Raw genomic sequence first — 18,140 nt, 5'->3', positions numbered from 1 at the left:
GGCGGTCATCGGTCCGCCGCGCCGGCGATGCCCACGATCGAGCGCGCGATGGTCAGGTAGCGATCAAGGAGCGCGGAGACGGGGAGCGATCCGTCCGGCCGATACCAGGACGCGACCCCCACACAGAGAGACGCGATGGCCCGGCTGGCGTCCTTCGGGTACGGCGTCGAGAACGAACCGTCGCGCACTCCGGCCAGGATCACCTCGTCGAGCATCCGCTGCTGTTCATCCCGCTTGGCGACATACCGCTCCCGGTTGCCCGCTTCGAGGCTGCGCAGCTCGCCGGTCGAGACGATCGCACCGGTACGCCGATACATGTGGAAGAGCAACAGCGACTCGACCAGCGCGTCGAACTGGGAGCGCGGATCCGGCTGCGCCGCGGAAAGGGCCGAGCGGCTGCGGGTCAGCAGTTCGTCGATGATCACCATCATCAGCTCGACGAGGATGTCCTGCTTCGACGGGTAGTAGTGGTAGACGCCGGGCACCGACAGGCCGGAGCGGCGGGCCAGGTCACGCGTGGTCGTGCCGTGGTAACCGTGCTCGTAGAACGCCTCCAGGGCGGCGTCGAGGATGCGCGGGAACTCCAGCGGCCCGTAGTCGCGCCAGTCGGACATCGTCACCTCACTGTGGCTCATCGCGAACCCCGCCTCGCGCGTGCCGCGCTGATGAGCGTGTCGAGCGCCTCCGCATTGTCGACCGCGCCGCGGTTGATGACGCTGTCGGGGTCGGCGCCCTGCAGGATGCGTTTGACCGGGACCTCCAGGCGCTTGCCGGTTCTGGTGTGCGGAAGCTCCGGCACGATGATCACGTCGTCGGGCACGTGTCGGGGGGACGCCCGCTCCGCGATCAGGCGGCGGATCGACGACGCCAGGTCGTCGGGCGGCGGCCAGGCGGTCGGCACCACGAACAGCGGCAGCCAGTAGCCGCCGTCGGGCTCCTCCACGCCGACCACCAGGGCATCGGACACCAACGGCAGAGCGGCCAGCGCGTCGTAGATCTCCGCCGAACCCAGCCGCACGCCGTGGCGGTTGATCGTCGCGTCGGAGCGGCCGAGGATCACGACCGTGCCCCGCGGGGTGATCATGGTCAGGTCACCGTGCCGCCAGACGCCCGGGAACGTGGCGAAATAGGTGTCGTGCAGTTTCTGGCCGGTGGGGTCGTCCCAGAAGCGCAGCGGCATCGACGGCATCGGCTCGGTGATCACCAGCTCCCCCGGCGTGCCGGGCGGGACCGGGTGGCCGGCAGCGCTCCAGACCTCGACGGCCGCACCCAGCGCCGGGGCACTGATCTCGCCGTCGTAGACCGGGGTGTTGGGCGCGCTCGCGACGAAGATCCCGACGATGTCCGTACCACCACTCATCGATCCTAGTTGGACGCTCGCGCTGACGTTCTCCCGGAACCAGGCGTTGGCGGAGGCGGGCAGCACCGATCCGGTGACACCGACCAACCGCAAGGCCGACGCACCCGGCGACAGGCCCGCGCGTTGGGATGCCTCTAGAAAGCCTGGACTCGTCCCGAACACGGTCACGCCGAGATCGGCGACCAGTGACCACAACGAGGGTGTGGGCCGGCCGTCGTAGAGCACGATCGTCGCGCCGTGCAGCAGGCCGCAGACCTGGGCGTTCCACATCATCCAGTTGGGCGTGGTGAACCAGAAGAAGACATCGTCGTCGCGCAGGTCCAGGTGCAGACCGGGCGAAACCAACTGCTCCAGGAGTACGCCGCCGTGCCCGTGCACGATTCCCTTGGGCTTGCCGGTCGTGCCCGAGGTGAACAGCACCCACAGCGGGTGGTCGAACGGCAAGGAAACGCCGCCCGGGACGGGCGAAGCCGCCAGCGCGGACTCCCAGGTGTGTGACGACGGGTGCGGCAGCCCACCGGTCGACACCGTGATCGTGTGCCGCAGCCCCGGCAGCAGCGACCGAAGCTCGTCAACCGCATCGCGGCGGTCGTGCAGCTGGCCGCCGAACCGGTAGCCCGAGCCCGCGATCAGCACCGTGGGCGAGAGCTGAGCCATCCGCTCCGCCGCCGAGTGCGCCGCGTAGTCGAGCCCGGTCTGCGCCCACACCGCGCCGAGAAGCGCGCACGCCGCGAACGCGACGACCCCCTCGACGCAGTTGGGCAGGTAGGCAACAACCCGGTCGCCGGGCCCGACCCCGAGGGAACGCAGGTGCCCGGCAACCGCGGCGGCCTGCGACCGCAGCGAGGCGTAGCTGAGCGACGACCGCGACCCGTCCTCGCCCACCAGGACCACGGCGGCCTGGGCGGAATCCCCGGCCCGCAGGAGGTGCTCGCCGAAGTTGAGCTCACCGCCCGGAAACCAGACCGCGCCCGGCATCTGGCGTGCGGCGAGCGCCTCACGGGGCGGCGCCGACCATTCGACGTCGAAGAACTCGGCGACCGCGGCCCAGAACGCACCGGGATCGGCCACCGACCATGCGTGCAGCGCGCGGTAGTCGGTCACGTCGGGCAACGACGCGCGCCCCGAAACCGAGAGCCAGGTCGCGAACCGCACGATCCGGCTCGCCTGGACGCTCGCCGGATCCGGCAGCCACACCCCGGTCATCAACGCCGCCCGGACAACAGCGAGCCGCGGGTGAGCACCACGTCGACGGCGACGGCCACGATCAGCACCGAGCCCGTCGCGAAATACTGAACTTCGGTCGACAGACCCAGCAGTTGTACGCCGTTGCTGATCGACCCGATCACCAGCGCACCGAGCAGCGCCGCCCAGATCGAGCCCCGCCCGCCGAAGAGGCTGGTGCCGCCGACCACCGCCGCGGCGATCGCGTTGAGCATCAGCGGCCCGGCGCCGGAGGTGACCGAGACGCCGAGTTGGCGCGACGAGTCGACCATGCCGGCGATGGCGGCGCAGACACCGAGGACGAGGAACGAGTAGAGCACCATCCGGCGCACCGGAATGCCGGCGCGCTGTGCGGCCTCGCGGTCGCCGCCGACGGCGTACAGGTGGATGCCGTAACGGGTCTGTGTCGTGGCATACCAGGCGATCAGCAGCATGACCGCGAGGATCAGCAGCGGCAACGGCAGCCCGCGCTGCTGGGTGAGTGTGTAGACGCCGCCGAAGAGCACTGCCGCGACGACCACCGACGGCACGACGACGGCGGCCAGCGAGCTGAGCGAGCCGGTGGACAGCCGCTCACGGCGTTGGAAGAGCCGATATCCGGTGTACGCGAGGGTGCCCGCCACCGCCAGCCCATAGCTCGCGCCCGCCGGGACGGCCGTGCTCGCGATCTTCGCGAACGGGGTGCCGGCCACGCTGACAGTGAACTCGGGCGGCAGCACGACCAGGATGAGGCCCTGGAGGATGACCATGCCGCCGAGCGTCACGATCAGCGACGGCACGCCGAACATGATGATCTGTGCCTCGATGAACGTGACGACCATGCCGGTCGCCACGCCCGCCGCGATGCCGACCGCCAGCGGCTGGCCGTGGTTGACGACCAGCCCGGCGGCAACGGCGGCGCAGACGCCCGACAGCACCGCCGACGACAGGTCGATCTCGCCGACCAGCAGCACGAAGACGACGCCGAGGGCGAGGATCGCGGTGGTCACGATCTGCAGCGTCAGGTTGGTGATGTTCTGGAAGCTCAGGTAGGCCGAGCTCTGGCTGTAGAAGACGGCCCAGATGATCGCGAGGACGACCAGCACCGGGATGCTGCGATTCGCGCGGGCCGCCCCCTCGAAAAGCCGGCCAACCCGGGCCCGGCCGGCCCGAGCCGGTGTCTCGGGCGCGGTGGATGTCGAGACGCTCACGGCTCTCCAGCCTCGTCGTCGGTGGACTCATGGGCCCCGGTGATCGCGCCGACCAGGTCGGCCGGTGTGTATTCGCCGCGGCGGAACTCGGCGACCTTCGCGCCGAGCCGCAGGACCACGATGCGGTCGGCGACCTGCCGCACGTCCTTCATGTCGTGGGAGATCACCACGACACCGCGGCCCTGGTCGCGCAGGCGGTGGATCAGGTCGAGGACCTCGCCGCGCTGGGACACGCCCAGCGCGGCGGTCGGCTCGTCGAGCAGCACCACGGCGGGGTCGCTGATCAGCGCGCGGCCGATCGCGATGCCCTGGCGCTGCCCGCCGGACAGCGCGACGACCGGGGTGTTGAGCGCGCGCAGCTTGACCGACAGCGACTCGAGCACCCGCTGTGCCTGCTCCTCCATCACGTGCCGGCGGACCCGCCTCCCCGACCAGAGAGCGCCGTAGCGCTCCTGGCCGAGGAAGAGGTTCTGCACGGCGTCGAGGTTGTCGCACAACGAGAGGTCCTGGAAGACCGTGCGGATCCCCGCGTCCGCGGCGGCCCGCGGCGACTCCAGCCGCCTGGCCTCGCCGCGGACCCGGATCTCGCCGCCGTCGGGTGACTCCACACCGGACACGATCTTCACCAGGGTGGACTTGCCCGCGCCGTTGTCGCCGACGAGCGCCACGACCTCGCCCTCGTCCACCGACATGTCGACCTCGTGCAGTGCGCGCACGCCGCCGAAATGCTTGGAGAGCTTGGTCAGCTCCAATAACGACGTCACTTGTTCCTCGTCTTGCAGGTCTGGGTGTCGGCGGCCGGGCCGGTGCAGATCTGGGCCCAGGTGAACATCCCGAGGTCGACCGCCTGCTGCACGGCGTCACCGGGGTCCTTGCCGTCTTCGAGGTGGATCAGCGTCGCGTCGAGCTTGGCCGTCGGGACCGCCATCGCACCGTTGTCGATGGTGTCCTTGACCAGGTCGGCCGGCGGCTGCTGGCCACCGATCGCCGCGATCGCGATCTTCGCGGCCGCCTCGGCCTCGACCTTGAACGCCTTGAGCACGTTGTCCTGCTGGTCACCGGTGAGCATGTACTGGAGGCCGGTCAACTCGGGGTTCTGGCCGCCGTACACCGGGATCTTGAGGTTCTTGCCCTTGAGCGCGGCGATGATGCCGGCCGTGATGCCGTCGTAGAAGCCGAAGAAGGCACCGACGCCGTTCTGCGTCTTGGTCAGGCACTGCTCGGTTGCCTTGGTCGCGTTGTCCGGCGCCCAGTCCTTGATGTAGTCCTCGCAGACCACCTGGATGTCGCCGCTGGCGATCAGCGGGTCGAGCACCTTGTTCTGCCCGGCCAGCATCTGGGTGGTGTAGACGTCACCCTTGTTGCCGAACTGCCGGGAGATCTTGACCGGCTTGGCGCCGAGCTTGCCGCTGCTGACCTGCGACGCGAAGTAGGTGGCCTGCTGCGCGCCGACCTTCTCCGGGTCGAAGATCACCTGGCTGTAGAGGGTGCCCTTGACCGGCGGGTTCTCGTAGCCGATCACCGGCACCTTGGCCTGCTCGGCGGCCTGGAGGAGGCCCGCGCTGGTGTTCGGGTCGGCGGCGACGACGACCAGCGCCTTCGCGCCGGCGGCGATCGCCGCGTTGGCCTGCGCGAGTTGCTGGTTGGAGTCGCCGCCGGCGTTGACGAACTTGACCTCGACGGTAGGGTCCAGCGCCTTGATCGCCTTCTCGAACGCCGGGCCGTCCTGCTGGATGTAGCGGGTCGGCGTGGTGTTCGGTGCCATGAAGTAGACGAGCTTCTTGGAGCCGGAACCGCTGCTGCCGGCACCATCGTCGTTGCTGCCGCAGGCGGCGGCGGTGAGAAGAATGCTGGCGCAGGCCGCTCCGGCGATGACCGCCCGGCGGATGGCGCCACGGGAACGCTTCACTGAGAACTCCTTTGGGCTTCGGGATGGGGTCGGGCCCGGGGCGGTCGAGGGCGCGCGGCATCGGGACGGCCCTCAACAGGGCCGTCCGATGCCGGAGCCGGAAACGCTTAGGGCGTAGGGAGTCCCGCGTGCTTCGCGGTGATCTGTAGGGCCAGGTGTTTCGAATAGATGCGGACCCAGGCGAGCGGCCCACCCATATACCAGAAGGCCGGATGACCGGTCCGCCGGTAGAGACCGCCGATCTCGCCGTCGTCGCCGATGCCCAGGACGAGGGGCAGCCGGTCGGCGACCGCGTCGCCGAACAGCCGGCGGGCGGTCTCGCGCATGTTCTTGTAGCCGGTGGCCAGGACCACCAGGTCGGCGTCGAGCGTGCGGCCGTCTTCGAGGCGGATGCCGTCGGCGGTGAACTCGGCGAGGCCGGAGCCCTGCGCGAGCTTGATCTTGCCGTCGGCGATCAGCCCGGAAGCACCCACGTCGATGTAGTAGCCGCCGCCGTACGCCAGCGCATAGCCCATCAGGCCGGTGCCGTCGGGACCGTCGTTGCGCTTGAAGCCGACCGCGTCGAGGGCCGCGAGCAGGTCCGCGTCCTTCTTGGCGGTCTCTTTGACGCCGTCCTTGGCCAGTTCCAGCACGAGCGGCCATGGGGTGCCGGCGGCGAGCAGGTCTGCGTACGCCGTGGGCGGGCCGCCCTCGACGAAGTTGCTGCCGAAGATGGCCGGGATGCCGTGCTCCTGGCTGATGATGTGGGTCGACGAGCGCTGCACGAGCGTGACGTCGGCGCCGGCCTCGTAGAGGTCCTGCGCGATGTCGTGGCCGCTGTTGCAGGCGCCGACGACGACCGCCTTCTTCCCGGCCCAGCTTCCGGCCGAGCTGTGCTGGCTCGAGTGGTAGCTGGTGCCCGCGAAGGTCTCGCGGCCCGGCACGGCGGGCACGTTGGGCTCGCCGGCGGCGCCGGTCGCCAGGATGACGTCACGGGGACGAACGACGCGCTCGCCGTCCGGCGTGCTGACTCGCAACGTCCATCGGCCGCTGGCCTCGTCGAAGTCGCTTTCCGTAAGAGCCGCCGACGTCCAGACGTTGAGCTCCATCGCCGAGGCGTACGACTCGAACCAGTCCGCGATCTTGTCCTTGGGGCAGTAGACCGGCCACGAGGCGGGATAGGGCATGTAGGGCAGGGCGTCGGCCCACACCGGGTCGTGCAGGACCAGCGAGTGGTAGCGCTTGCGCCACCCGTCGCCGACCCGCTCGCTCTTCTCCAGCACCAGCGTGTCGACGCCCATCAGGCCGAGGTTGGCGGCGACCGTCAGGCCACCCTGGCCAGCGCCGATGACGACGACGTCGGGCTCGGAGTCGGCGAATTTCACGTGGTCCTGCCGCTGCTGGAGCCAGTTGCGGCCGTCGGTGCCCGGGTTGTGCCGCGGACCGCGCGACCGGTGCGGGCCGATCGCCCGCTCGTGGCCGCGAAGGTCGTCGAGTTCGGTGAGCACGGTCCAGGCGACCCACTCGCCGTCTTCCTCCACCAGCCGGACGGCGCCGCGGCCGAAGCCGAGCGGGGTCTCGAAGGTGATGAAGCCTTCGACGGGGTCGCCACCGCCGCCGCGGGGACCGAACTCGGTGGTCATCTCCAGGTTCGTGACCGAGCCCGGCTTGAGGTGCTGGCCCAGCATCGCCGCCACGCCCGCGCGGCCCTGGTAGGTGCCCAGGTCCCAGGTGAGGGCCAGCAGGTCGCGCCACCAGCAGTCGCGGGCGAGCAGCGCGGAGGTGCCCGCGGCATCGGCGCCTTGCAGGGCCGCGGTGAATCGGTCCAGCCACGCGGCGAACGTGGCCGCGGCCGCGTTGGGTGTTTCCGTCGCCATTGACGCGCCCTTCCGTCCGTATCAGTCTTGATACAGTCCGAGCGCTCGCTCGGTAGCGAGCAGTCTGGACCTTGCACCGTGTGACGAGCAACACCTGCGTGAAACATTTTTGGAATCTGACCGCGAGGTGCCCCATGACCAGCCATCCCGATGACCTCGTCGCCCGGACCAGGGCGTTCGTCGACGCGCACGTGCTACCGGTCGAAGACGCCAACGACGGCGACGTCACCGCCGCGGGTGGTGACGCACTCCGGGCCGACCTCCAGAAGCTGGCCCGGGAGGCCGGCGTCTTCGCACCGCACGCGCCCCGCGAGTTCGGCGGGCTCGGCCTGGGGATGGTCGACCGGGCGCCGGTCTTCGAGGCGGCCGGGCGGTCGCTGTTCGGCCCGATGGCCCTCAACATCAACGCACCCGACGAGGGCAACCTGCACCTGTTGGAACGGGTCGCGGTCGGCGCGCAGCGGGAACGCTACCTGGCACCGCTGGCCAGGGGCGAACAGCGCTCGGCGTTCGCGATGACCGAGCCACCGCCGGGTGCCGGATCGGACCCGAGCGCGTTGCGAACGACGGCAAGAGCCACCGACAACGGCTGGTCGCTGACCGGGCGCAAGAAGTTCATCACCGGTGCCGACGGTGCCGGCTTCTTCATCGTGATGGCCAGGACCGACGGCGGCGCGACGATGTTCCTGGTGCCCGCCGACCGCCCCGGGATCGAGCTCACCCGGCATGTGCCCACAATGGACCGATCGATGATCGGCGGGCACTGCGAGCTGACGCTGACCGACGTTCGGGTCTCGTCCGACGATGTGCTCGGTGCGGTCGACGAGGGGTTCCATTACGCCCAGGTGCGGCTCGGCCCGGCCCGGCTGACCCACGTGATGCGCTGGCTCGGCGCGGCACAGCGGGCTCACGAGACGGCGGTCGCCTACGTCAGCGGTCGCAGTGCCTTCGGCGGCCCGCTGGCCCGGCAGGGCATGGTCGAGTTGATGATCGCCGACAACGAGATCGACCTGGCCGCCACCCGGTCGCTGCTGCTGACCGCGTGCCGGGTGCTCGACGCCGGCGGGGCCGGGCGCGAGGAGACCTCGCTGGCGAAGGTGTTCGGCGCGGAAGCGCTACACCGGGTCGCCGACCGCGCGATGCAGCTGTGCGGCGGCGCCGGCGTCTCCGCCGACCTGCCGGTCGCCCGGATCGCCCGCGAGATCAGGCCGTTCCGCATCTACGACGGGCCGTCCGAAGTGCACCGCCGATCGCTCGCCCGCCGAGCGGTCCGCCGTTATGGAGCGCCGACCGCCGAAGCTGGCTAACGCCGACTCGAGCAACGGCAACGCCCGGGTGACGCCGCCGGTCCGGATCAGCATGTCCCACACCGGCTCGAACTTCTTCCAGCCGCCGGCGTAGGCCAGGTGCCGCCAGCGATCCCGGCGTTGCTCCTTTGTGGACGCGCCACGCCAGATCGCGCCCCAGCGGTAGAACTCGCGGTAGGCCCGCCAGTAGCCGTCTTCGAGCTGCCGCGGCGTCATCCCGACCGGCCGGTAGACGACGTGCCGGGTGTCGTAGAGGTCCCAGTCGGCATGCACGATCCGGTCGGCCGCCGCCATTCGCCGGTAGAGCCCCGTACCCGGATAAGGGGTCATGATGTGGAACGTCGCGGTCTCGATGCCTTGCTGGACGGCCCACTCGACGGTGCGGTCGAAGACGTCGGGCGTGTCGCCGTCCATCCCGAAGACGAAGCTGGCGTTGACCATCACGCCCTGGTCGCGCAGCCGGCGCACCACGGCCGCGTAGTCACGGCCGATGTTCTGCCGCTTCTTCTGGGTCCGCAGGTTGTCGCTGTTGATGGTCTCGAAGCCGACGAACAGGCTGCGCAGGCCGGCGGCGACGGCCTTCTCCAGCAGCCCGGGCGCGAGCACCGAGTCGACGGTGCCGGCCGCCTGCCAGACCCGTCCGGTGCCTTCCATGCCGGCGAACAGTGCCTCGGCGAAGCGGCGGTTGCCGAGCAGGTGGTCGTCGAGGAAGTAGACGTGGCGGCCCGGCAGCCGGTCGATCTCGGCCAGCGCCGCGTCGACGGTCTGGGTGTAGAACGACTTGCCGCCCTCGAAGAACGCGTCCTTGTAGCAGAAGTCGCAGTGGTGCGGGCAGCCGCGCGAGACCACGATGGAGTTCGGCACGAGATAGCGGTGGCGTTGGATCAGGTCACGGCGCACCGGCGGCAGCCCGGTCAGCGTGCGGGTCGTCGAGTCATAGCGCTTGCGGGCCTCGCCCCGGCGGAACTCGTCGAGGAACACCGGCCAGGTGTCCTCCCCCGGGCCGACGAAGACGGTGTCGGCGTGCGCGGCGGCCTCCTCGGGCAGCGACGTGACATGCAGACCACCCATTGCCACGTGTACGCCGCGGGCGCGGTAGCCGTCGGCCAACTCGTAGGAGCGCCGCGCCGAGGTGATGTAGGGCTGGATGACCACCAGGTCCGGCCGGTCGTCGTCGACCCGGAGGCGCTCGACGTGCTCGTCCCAGATCCGCACCTCGTCGTCGGGGCGCAGATAGCCGGCCAGCGTGGCGAGCCCGAGCGGCGGGAACAACGCGTACTTCACCGGCCGGAACAACGGGCCGGTGGCCTCGGTCAACGCCGGAAGGATCATGGTTACCCGCATGATCCGACGCTACGGATCCGATGTGCTCAGCCGGCGGCGGCGATGTGCAGATCCTGTGCCCGCGCCGCGACGGCCTGTGGCACCACCCGGTGCGCGGTCGCCAGCACCGAGGCGACCAGGAGGCTGGCCGAGCCGGCGATGCCCATCGCCCCGCCGCCGTAGGCGGCCAGCAGCCGGTGCCGGCTCAGCTCGTCGACCGGCGTCGAGAGCACCTGGTTGGTCAGGCCCAGCGCGAGCGCGGCGCCGGCCAGCAACCCGAGCCCGACCAGCGCGAGGGTCACCGTGGCGAACCGGTTGGCCGGGCCGTAGTCGACGTCGCCGTGCCGGCGCTGCGCCACCAGGATGAACAGCCCGGCGATGTTGGCCCAGACGCCGACGACCAGGAAGGCCGCGACCACGTCGCTGGGCCGGTGCCAGCCGGCCGACAAGGTCGCGATGCCGACGATCGCGGCCGCCGCCGCGCCGAGCATGGCGACGGCACCGCGCAGCCGCGCCGGCAGCACCAGCAGCAGCGCGATCACGACGGAGGCGGCGATCGTGCTGTGCCCGCTCGGCAGGCTGTTGCCGGCCGCCGCCCGCTCCATGTCGACGCCGAGTTCGGGCCGGTCGATCAGCCGTTTGAGCACCTGGGTGGTCAGGTTGGCGCCGACGATCAGCAGGATCGTGCCGAACGCCAGCGCGACCCGGCCGCGGATCAGCGCGAGAAAGCCGATCGCCGCCGTGGCGGCGAGCAGCGACACCACCGACACGGTGTTGAGCACGGAGTCGACGGCGCCCTCGATGCGGGCCTGCCCGATCCAGTTGCCGGCCAGCGCGACGGTGTCGAGCAGTTGCCCGTGCGAGGACCGCACGAAGAACCGCGCGACCGCCACGAAGCCGGCGACCTCGACGGCCGCCAGCACCACGAACCACAGGGCCAGCCCGATCGGCCACCTACGCATGCCGAGAAACCTAGCTGACCGCCGGCCGCGCCGCCGGATTGGCTCACGACTCCGCGCGGCCGTGGCGCCAGTAGCCCATGAATGCCACCGACTTTCGGTCCCAGCCCAGCTCCTTGACCAGGTGCCGGCGCAGGGTGGTGATCGCGGCCGACTCGCCGGCCAGCCAGGCGTAGCGCTCGCCGACCGCGCCCTCCTCCGGCACCTCCCAGATGTCGCCGTCGGGGTCGAGCTCGTCGACCACCGCGCGGACCCCGGCCGGGACCGGCTGGCCGGCCACCACGTGCCGGACCGCGGCCACCAGCGGCGCGCCGTAGTCGTGGGCGCCGTCGCGGGACACCCAGGTCACCCGCACGCCGCTCGGTGCGGCCAGCGGCAGGACGTCTTCGGGCGTCGGGACCTCCAGCACCACCTCGCCGCGGGCGTCGCCGGGCAGCCGGGCCAGGATCGCGGCCACCGCCGGCACCGCGGTCTCGTCGCCCGCGATCAGCAGCCGGCGCACCCCGGCCGGCGGGCGGAACTCCAGACCGCCGTGGTCACCGTCGTGCTCGGCGTTGGGGCCGATCAGCACCAGCGGGTCGCCGGCGGCGGCGGTCAGCACCCAGCGGGACGCCGGCCCGCCGTCGCCGTGCACCACCATGTCGACGTCGACCTCGCCGGCGTCGGCCCGCACCTCCGCCGCCGTGTAGGTGCGGATCGGGTTCCGCCGGTCGTCCGGCAGCGCGCGCCAGCGCGACCACCAGTCCTCGTCGGTCGGCAGGTGGTCGAAGCCGTGTGCCGGCACCGGGAGGCACAGCTTGATCCGCTGGTCGTAGCCGTTGTCTGCGAACGCCTTGAGGCAGTCGCCGATGAACGTGACCCGGACGAACGACGGGCTGACCCGCCGCACCGCGCCGACGGTCACGGGGAAGAACCGCCACGAGGGGGTCATGACACACCTCCGGACGCGGTCCGCGACCGCCATAGGAGCCAGACGAAATAGGGAGTGCCGATCAGCGCGGTCACCAGACCGGCCGGGATCTGGGCCGGCGCGATGACTGTGCGGCCGACCGTGTCGGCGGCGCTGACCATCAGCGCGCCGAGCAGGGCGGCCACCGGCAGCACCCGGGCGTGCCGGCCACCGACCAGGGCCCGGGCGGCGTGCGGCGCGACCAGGCCGACGAAGCCGACCACGCCGACCGCCGACACCGCCGTCGAGGTGAGCAGCGCGGCCGAGACGAGAGCGACCATCCGGGTGCGTTCGAGCCGCACGCCCAGCACTCGCGGCGTGTCCTCGTCGAGGGCCAGCAGATCGAGATCACGCCGGGCGTACGCGAGCAGCGGCACCGCGATCGCGAGGGCCACCAGCACCGGCACCACCTGGCCGGCCGTGCGGCCGTAGGTCGAGCCGGACAGCCAGGTCAGCGCCTTGCCGGTGTTCCACGGGTCGGTGGCGATGATGATCATCGAGATCACCGCGAACAGCCCGGTCTGCATGCCGATGCCGACCAGCACCAGCCGGTCGGAGCTGAGCCCGCCGCGCCAGGCCAGGCCGTAGACGATCGCGAAGGCGACCAGCGCGCCGGCACCGGCCACACCGGACATCAACCAGACTGAGGCCAGCGGCGCCACCGAGATGAGGATGACCGCGCCGACGCCGGCACCGGCCGAGATGCCGAGCAGGCCCGGCTCGGCCAGCGGGTTGCGGCAGACCGCCTGCACGGTCGTGCCGGCCACCGCGAGCGCCGCCCCCGCCAGCAGGGCCGCGAACACCCGCGGGTAGCGCTGGTCGAGCACGAACGTGTAGGCCGGCCCGGTCTGGTCGCGGAGCCAGTTGACCACGTCGCCGAGCAGCACCCAGGTGTCGCCGGCGAGCATGCCGACGACCAGCGCGGCGACCGTCAGCGCCGCGCTGATCCCGAGGACGAGCACGAACGCACCCCGGGAGCGCAGCCGGCCGGAGGTCGACTGCGGGGTGTTGCCGGCGTCCCGGTGCCGGCGGGCCAGCCAGATCAGCAGCGCGGCGCCGAACAGCGAGGTGACCACGCCGGTCGGCACCTCGACGCCGGCCTGGGCGCCGATCGCGGCCCGCAGCAGCACGTCGGAGCCGACCACGACGAGCACGCCGACGATGCCCGACAGCGGCAGCAGCACGGCGTGCCGCTGGACGCCGGGCACGACGCGGGCGAGCAGCCGGACGATGACCGGCGCGCACAGGCCGACGAAGCCGACCGGGCCGCACAGCGTCACGGCGGCCGCGGCGAGCAGGACCGTGAACACCACCACGATCAGGCGGGTACGCCGCACGTCCACGCCGAGCACGGTGGCCGGGTCGTCGCCGAGGGCCAGGATGTCCAGCCGCCGGGCGGCCAGCAGCAGGCCGGCCACGCCGAACGCGACGACCGGGGAGAGCCGGGTGACCGCGGCCAGGTCGCTCTGCACCAGGGAGCCGTTGCCCCACGCGTACAGGCCGATGGTGTTCTGCTCGAAGAGCAGGAGGAGCACCGTGGTGAGGGAGCCTAGGGCCAGCGCGACCGCGGTGCCGGCGAGGATCAGCCGGGTCGGGCCGGCCCGCCCGCCGGAGGAGAGGGCGAGCACCAGACCGGCGGCGGCGAGGCCGCCGAGGAACGCGAGCGCGCCGGAGGGCAGCACGCCGAGGCTGACGCCGAAGGCCGACGCGGCGACCACCGCGAGGTAGGCGCCGGCGTTGACGGCGATGGTGTCCGGCGACGCGAGCGCGTTGCGGGCCAGCGACTGGAGGCCCGCGCCGGCGACGCCGAGCGCCGCGCCGACCACCAGGGCGGCCAGCAACCGGGGCAGCCGCGACGCGACCAGCACCTGGGCGGCACCCGCGTCGTCGCCGCCGAAGAGCAGCTTCAGCAGGTCGGCCGCGCCTACCGAGGAGGTGCCCTGGGTGAGGTGGACCGCGGCGAGGACCACGGTCAGGGCGAGGGCGACGGCGAACGCCGCCGCCACCCGGACCCGCTTCGGCGCCGGGCGGCCGGCGGCGGCCGGTGCCTCGGCCGCCGCCTCCATCGTGTCCAGGCTCATCAGGCCCGGTACGCCGCGACGACCGCGTCGATCCATTGGATGCACGACTTCGGTCCACCGAACGTCCAGATGCCCGGGGGCAGCTTCTGCGCGTTGCCGGCCTTGACGAAGTCGAGCGCGTCCCAGATCGCGTTGCCCTTCAGGCCGTCGGTGAAGACGTCGACGCCGTCGGAGGCGTTGTAGAAGAACCGCACGCCCTTGCCGTCGAGCGTCTTCACGCCCTCGACGTCGGTCTGGCCGAGCCCCCACTGTGGATCGCCGGCCTTGGTCCAGGCGTTCTCCAGGCCGATCGCGGTGCCGAGGTCGGAGACCAGCGAGCCCTTGCCGAACATCCGGATCGAGACGGTGCTGCCTTCCTTCCAGCCGTCGGCCATGGCGAACGGCTTGCTGGCCGCGCCGAGCTCGGTCTTCGCCGAGGCGATCCGGGCGTCGAGGTCGGAGAGCAGCTTCTCCCCCTCGGCCTTCTTACCGACCGCCGTCGAGATCATCGTGACGTCGTCGCGCAGCCGGTCGAGGTTGCGCGTGGCGTCGCTGCCGATGGTGACCAGCACCGGCACGTATTTCTCGAGCTGCGCGACGATCGGGGCGCCGCGCTCGGCCTCCATCACGACGAGGTCGGGCTGCAAGGCGACGACCGAGTCGACGCTGGGCTCGCCGCGGGTGCCGACGTCCTTGACCGAGGGGTCGAGCTTGGCCGCGGTGTCCCAGACGGCGTAGCCCTTGGTGTCGGCGCTGCCGACCGGCATCACACCGAGGCTGACCAGCATCTCGGTCTCGCCCCACTCGAGGCTGACCACCCGGGTCGCCGGCTTCGGCAGGGTGATCTCCTTGCCCCGGCCGTCCTTGACGGTGACCGGGCCGGTGGCCGCGTCCGAGGATGACGTGGGCGCCGGTGCGGCGGCCTCCTCGGTGGTGCCGCAGGCACCGACCGCCATGACCGCGACGGCGGCCGCGGCGAACAGGGTCAAGCGCTTCATACGGATTCTCTTTCGGTACGCGACCGGCGATGGTGCCGGCCGACGGGTCGGGTGGTGAGGTGGCCGGTCTCCGGGTCGACGAGCACCTCGACCGGGATGCCGTAGGTCTGCGTCAGGGCCGGCTCGGTGAGCACGTCGCGCGGTGCGCCGGCGGCCCGCACCCGCCCGCCGTCGAGCAGCACGACCTCGTCTGCCACCGCGGCGGCCTGGTCGAGGTCGTGCAGCACCACGCCGACGGCGACGCCGTGGTCGTCGGCGAGGTCGCGGGTCAGGTCGAGGATCTCCACCTGATAGCGCAGGTCGAGGAAGGTGGTTGGCTCGTCGAGCAGCAGCACGCCGGTGTCCTGGGCGAGGCAGGTGGCCAGCCAGACGCGCTGCCGCTCGCCGCCGGAGAGCTCGTCGACCGCGCGGTCGGCCATCCCGGCCACCCCGGTCACGTCGAGTGCCCAGGCGATCGCGCGCGGGCCGTCGGGGTCGTCGGCGCGCCAGCGACCCCGGTAGGGGTGGCGGCCGTAGCCGACCACGTCGCGGACGCTGACGCCGCTCGGGACCGGACGGCTCTGGGCCAGCAGCGTGACCCGGCGGGCGAAGTCGCGCGGGGAGAGTGTCAGGGCCGACTCGTCGTCGACCTTCACGTCGCCGGCGTCCGGCTTGTGCAGCCGCGCGAGCGCGCGCAGCAGGGTCGACTTGCCGCTGCCGTTGGGGCCGACCAGCGCGGTGACCCGGCCGGGACGCAGGGTGATCGACGCGCCATGCACGACCGGCGTGCCGTGATAGGCGAGGTCGAGATCGACCCCGCGCAACTCCTGGGACATGCGGGTTAGGTTAGCCTAATCTTCAAGAAGGTCAACCTAACCTCTGGCGTGGACACTGCGCGTGCCGACACGGGCGGATCGCCCCGATCCGCGTGACAGGCCCGTGTAGCGTCAGACAGTGCTTCCCACACCACGGCGACTCGTCACCGCAGTTGTGGTGTTCGTTGCGCTCGTCGTGACCGTCGCCCTCGCGTTCCACCGCTCCGTGCCCAACGTGGCCGGGTTCGGCAGCGTGCTCGACACCGCCGCGCCGCTGCTGCTGCTCGCCGTGCCGGTGCTGATCCTGGGCGCGGTGCTGGCCCGCACCAAGCTGGCCGTCGTGGCGGCGGTGGTGCCGTTGCTGCTGTGGGGATTCCTGTTCGGCCGCGCCTGGCTGCCCAAGGGCGACCCGGGCGCCACGCAACTGCGGGTGGCCAGCCAAAACGTCAACGCCGCCAACCCCGACCCGACCGCGACCGCCGGCGCGGTGGTGGCGCAGGACGCTGATGTGGTCGCGCTGGTCGAGGTCGCCGACGGGCTGCAGGAGACGGTCGCCGAGACGATGAGCGAGCACTACGACTACCACGTGCGCGTCTCCACGGTGGAGCTGTGGAGCCGATTCCCGATCCGCGACTACGCGCCCGTCGACACGGCGCTGGGCTGGGAGCGGGCGTTGCGCGCGGTCGTCGAGGCGCCCGAGGGCGAGGTCGCCGTCTACGCCGTACACCTGGGATCGGCCCGGCCCGGGGTGACCGCGACCCGCGACCGCTCGCTGCGGGCGCTGGCCGACGCGGTGGCCGGCGACCCCGCGGAGCGGCTGGTGGTGGCCGGCGACTTCAACACGGCGATCACCGACCGGGTGATCGCCCCGCTGCGCGAACACGTCCGCGACGCGCAGGGCGACGCCGGGCGCGGCCCGGGTGCGACCTGGCCCGCGACGCTGCCGGTGATCCGGCCCGACCAGATCTTCTACCGCGGCCTGACCGCGACGACGTCCACTGTGGTGCGCACGCCCGCGACAGATCATCGGGCCGTGGTGGCCGGCTTTCACTTCGGCTGAGCGACCGTCCATGGTGGAACCTGGCGAGATCGGGCCTTGACCGATTTGTCGCGAGGCACACATCGTGAACTCAAAGTTTCGGGATCATGACGAACGGGTAGCTTCGGCGCCGTGGCGATGAAAGCGCTTTCAAAGTCGAAGGCGGCGACCATCTACGAGGTCGCCGAGCACGCCGGCGTGTCGATCGCCACCGTCTCCCGGGCCCTGCGCGACTCCTCTCTGGTCACCGAGGCGACCCGGGCGAGAGTGCGCGCCGCTGTCGAGGCGCTCAACTACACCCCCAACCAGCTCGGCCGCTCGCTGGCCGAAGGGCGGCACGCCGCCAACGGGATCGTCTTCCCCGACCTCACCGGCCCCTACTACGCCGAGGTCGTGCTCGGCTACGAGGAGGCCGCCTCCGAGCTGGGCCGCAGCGTGCTGATCCTGACCACGCACGGCCGGCGCGACGCCGAGGCCGCGGTGCTCGACCTCGCCGGCCGGGTCGACGGCCTGGCCGTCATGGGCAACACCGTCGGCGACGACACCGTGCGGGCGATCGCCGCCACCGGCACCCCGCTGGTGCTGCTGGCCCGCCCGCCGGTCGAGGGCGTCGACACGATCCGCACCCGCAACGAGCGCACCGCCGCCGACCTCGCCGAGCATCTGATCGCACACGGCCACCGGCGGATGGTCTTCGTCGGTGACCCGGCGGCCTCCCCCGACGCGGCCGGCCGTTTTGCCGGCCTGGCGAAGGCGCTGCGCGCGCACGGCCTGCCGAAGCCCGAACTGCGCGTCTGCGACTACGACGTCGAGGCCGGCGAGCGGGTCGGCGCCGAGCTGATGGCCGACCTGCCGGACGCGGTCGTCTGCGCCAACGACGAGGTCGCCCTCGGCGTGCACCTGGCCGCCGAGGCGGCCGGCCGCCGGGTGCCCGACGACGTGGCCGTGACCGGGTGGGACGACGTGCTCGCCGCCCGGTTCGCCGGCCTCACCACAGTCTCCCAGCCGATGCGCGACCTGGGCGCCACCGCGGCGCGCTGGCTCGACGGACGCATCGGCGAACGGAACGCGGGCCCGGATCGCGCCGCGCCCCGGCGCCGGGTCCTTCCCACGCAGCTCGTCGTGCGACGCAGCTGCGGTGCACACCCCTTGTAGGAAACTCCATCCCCTCG

The 18,140-nt window shown here is 71.8% G+C and carries 14 protein-coding genes and 1 pseudogene; 3 read left to right on the top strand and 12 right to left on the bottom strand.

Going from position 1 to position 18,140, the window contains the following annotated elements; translation table 11 throughout:
- Nucleotides 1-5: 5 nt before the first annotated feature.
- From DFJ67_RS32345 to DFJ67_RS32320, 6 genes are all read right to left on the bottom strand, one after another.
- Nucleotides 6-635 (bottom strand): TetR/AcrR family transcriptional regulator, encoded by a 630-nt coding sequence (locus tag DFJ67_RS32345; protein ID WP_116072026.1) that lies wholly within the window; start codon nucleotides 633-635, stop codon nucleotides 6-8.
- Nucleotides 632-2,566 (bottom strand): acetoacetate--CoA ligase, encoded by a 1,935-nt coding sequence (locus tag DFJ67_RS32340; RefSeq protein ID WP_203783967.1) that lies wholly within the window; start codon nucleotides 2,564-2,566, stop codon nucleotides 632-634. Before DFJ67_RS32340 ends, DFJ67_RS32345 begins: the two co-directional genes overlap by 4 nt.
- Entirely contained in the window at nucleotides 2,566-3,774 is a 1,209-nt protein-coding gene (locus DFJ67_RS32335; protein ID WP_116072022.1) for a sugar ABC transporter permease, read from the bottom strand. The genes DFJ67_RS32340 and DFJ67_RS32335 overlap by 1 nt, the downstream gene beginning before the upstream one ends.
- The gene (locus tag DFJ67_RS32330; protein WP_239097410.1) at nucleotides 3,771-4,538 is read right to left on the bottom strand and encodes an ATP-binding cassette domain-containing protein; all 768 of its coding nucleotides are present in this window, start codon (nucleotides 4,536-4,538) and stop codon (nucleotides 3,771-3,773) included. Before DFJ67_RS32330 ends, DFJ67_RS32335 begins: the two co-directional genes overlap by 4 nt.
- Entirely contained in the window at nucleotides 4,535-5,683 is a 1,149-nt protein-coding gene (locus DFJ67_RS32325) for a substrate-binding domain-containing protein (RefSeq protein WP_116072020.1), read from the bottom strand. Before DFJ67_RS32325 ends, DFJ67_RS32330 begins: the two co-directional genes overlap by 4 nt.
- Before the next feature lie 107 nt (nucleotides 5,684-5,790).
- Nucleotides 5,791-7,539 (bottom strand): flavin-containing monooxygenase, encoded by a 1,749-nt coding sequence (locus DFJ67_RS32320; protein ID WP_116072018.1) that lies wholly within the window; start codon nucleotides 7,537-7,539, stop codon nucleotides 5,791-5,793.
- A gap of 134 nt (nucleotides 7,540-7,673) precedes the next feature.
- Between DFJ67_RS32320 and DFJ67_RS32315 the strand changes: the two genes are divergently transcribed.
- Nucleotides 7,674-8,846, top strand: coding sequence for an acyl-CoA dehydrogenase family protein (locus DFJ67_RS32315; RefSeq protein ID WP_116072016.1), 1,173 nt, complete (start codon nucleotides 7,674-7,676; stop codon nucleotides 8,844-8,846).
- A 378-nt stretch (nucleotides 8,847-9,224) separates the two neighbouring features.
- Here the strand turns inward: DFJ67_RS32315 and DFJ67_RS44790 are convergent.
- The 6 genes and pseudogenes from DFJ67_RS44790 to DFJ67_RS32285 all read right to left on the bottom strand — a co-directional run.
- Nucleotides 9,225-10,178: pseudogene (locus tag DFJ67_RS44790) on the bottom strand (B12-binding domain-containing radical SAM protein); the annotation flags it as partial.
- Between the two features lie 38 nt (nucleotides 10,179-10,216).
- A complete protein-coding gene (locus DFJ67_RS32305; RefSeq protein WP_116072014.1) occupies nucleotides 10,217-11,131 on the bottom strand; it encodes a phosphatase PAP2 family protein in 915 nt (304 codons plus the stop codon).
- 43 nt (nucleotides 11,132-11,174) lie between these two features.
- Nucleotides 11,175-12,059, bottom strand: a complete 885-nt coding sequence (locus DFJ67_RS32300; protein ID WP_116072012.1) for a siderophore-interacting protein — start codon at nucleotides 12,057-12,059, stop codon at nucleotides 11,175-11,177.
- Nucleotides 12,056-14,158 (bottom strand): iron ABC transporter permease, encoded by a 2,103-nt coding sequence (locus DFJ67_RS32295; protein ID WP_116072010.1) that lies wholly within the window; start codon nucleotides 14,156-14,158, stop codon nucleotides 12,056-12,058. Before DFJ67_RS32295 ends, DFJ67_RS32300 begins: the two co-directional genes overlap by 4 nt.
- Entirely contained in the window at nucleotides 14,158-15,135 is a 978-nt protein-coding gene (locus DFJ67_RS32290) for an ABC transporter substrate-binding protein (protein WP_239097412.1), read from the bottom strand. The genes DFJ67_RS32295 and DFJ67_RS32290 overlap by 1 nt, the downstream gene beginning before the upstream one ends.
- The gene (locus DFJ67_RS32285) at nucleotides 15,132-15,950 is read right to left on the bottom strand and encodes an ABC transporter ATP-binding protein (protein WP_116072006.1); all 819 of its coding nucleotides are present in this window, start codon (nucleotides 15,948-15,950) and stop codon (nucleotides 15,132-15,134) included. Before DFJ67_RS32285 ends, DFJ67_RS32290 begins: the two co-directional genes overlap by 4 nt.
- A 118-nt stretch (nucleotides 15,951-16,068) precedes the next feature.
- Here DFJ67_RS32285 and DFJ67_RS32280 point away from each other — a divergent pair, with 118 nt between their 5' ends.
- Both DFJ67_RS32280 and DFJ67_RS32275 read left to right on the top strand, forming a co-directional pair.
- Nucleotides 16,069-16,989, top strand: a complete 921-nt coding sequence (locus DFJ67_RS32280; protein ID WP_116072004.1) for an endonuclease/exonuclease/phosphatase family protein — start codon at nucleotides 16,069-16,071, stop codon at nucleotides 16,987-16,989.
- A gap of 117 nt (nucleotides 16,990-17,106) precedes the next feature.
- A complete protein-coding gene (locus DFJ67_RS32275) occupies nucleotides 17,107-18,123 on the top strand; it encodes a LacI family DNA-binding transcriptional regulator (protein ID WP_116072002.1) in 1,017 nt (338 codons plus the stop codon).
- Nucleotides 18,124-18,140: the final 17 nt, after the last annotated feature.

It is taken from the genome of Asanoa ferruginea, assembly GCF_003387075.1.
Taxonomy (GTDB): domain Bacteria; phylum Actinomycetota; class Actinomycetes; order Mycobacteriales; family Micromonosporaceae; genus Asanoa; species Asanoa ferruginea.
Note: the sequence above shows the minus strand (reverse complement) of the source record. Positions and strands in the feature narration are given on the sequence as shown.

Coding starts and splice junctions, on each gene's coding strand:
- DFJ67_RS32340 (WP_203783967.1), bottom strand. CDS start 2,566: ATGACCGGGGTGTGGCTGCCGGATCCGGCGAGCGTCCAGGCGAGCCGG.
- DFJ67_RS32290 (WP_239097412.1), bottom strand. CDS start 15,135: ATGAAGCGCTTGACCCTGTTCGCCGCGGCCGCCGTCGCGGTCATGGCG.
- DFJ67_RS32285 (WP_116072006.1), bottom strand. CDS start 15,950: ATGTCCCAGGAGTTGCGCGGGGTCGATCTCGACCTCGCCTATCACGGC.
- DFJ67_RS32295 (WP_116072010.1), bottom strand. CDS start 14,158: ATGAGCCTGGACACGATGGAGGCGGCGGCCGAGGCACCGGCCGCCGCC.
- DFJ67_RS32315 (WP_116072016.1), top strand. CDS start 7,674: ATGACCAGCCATCCCGATGACCTCGTCGCCCGGACCAGGGCGTTCGTC.
- DFJ67_RS32275 (WP_116072002.1), top strand. CDS start 17,107: ATGAAAGCGCTTTCAAAGTCGAAGGCGGCGACCATCTACGAGGTCGCC.
- DFJ67_RS32320 (WP_116072018.1), bottom strand. CDS start 7,539: ATGGCGACGGAAACACCCAACGCGGCCGCGGCCACGTTCGCCGCGTGG.
- DFJ67_RS32305 (WP_116072014.1), bottom strand. CDS start 11,131: ATGCGTAGGTGGCCGATCGGGCTGGCCCTGTGGTTCGTGGTGCTGGCG.
- DFJ67_RS32300 (WP_116072012.1), bottom strand. CDS start 12,059: ATGACCCCCTCGTGGCGGTTCTTCCCCGTGACCGTCGGCGCGGTGCGG.
- DFJ67_RS32345 (WP_116072026.1), bottom strand. CDS start 635: ATGAGCCACAGTGAGGTGACGATGTCCGACTGGCGCGACTACGGGCCG.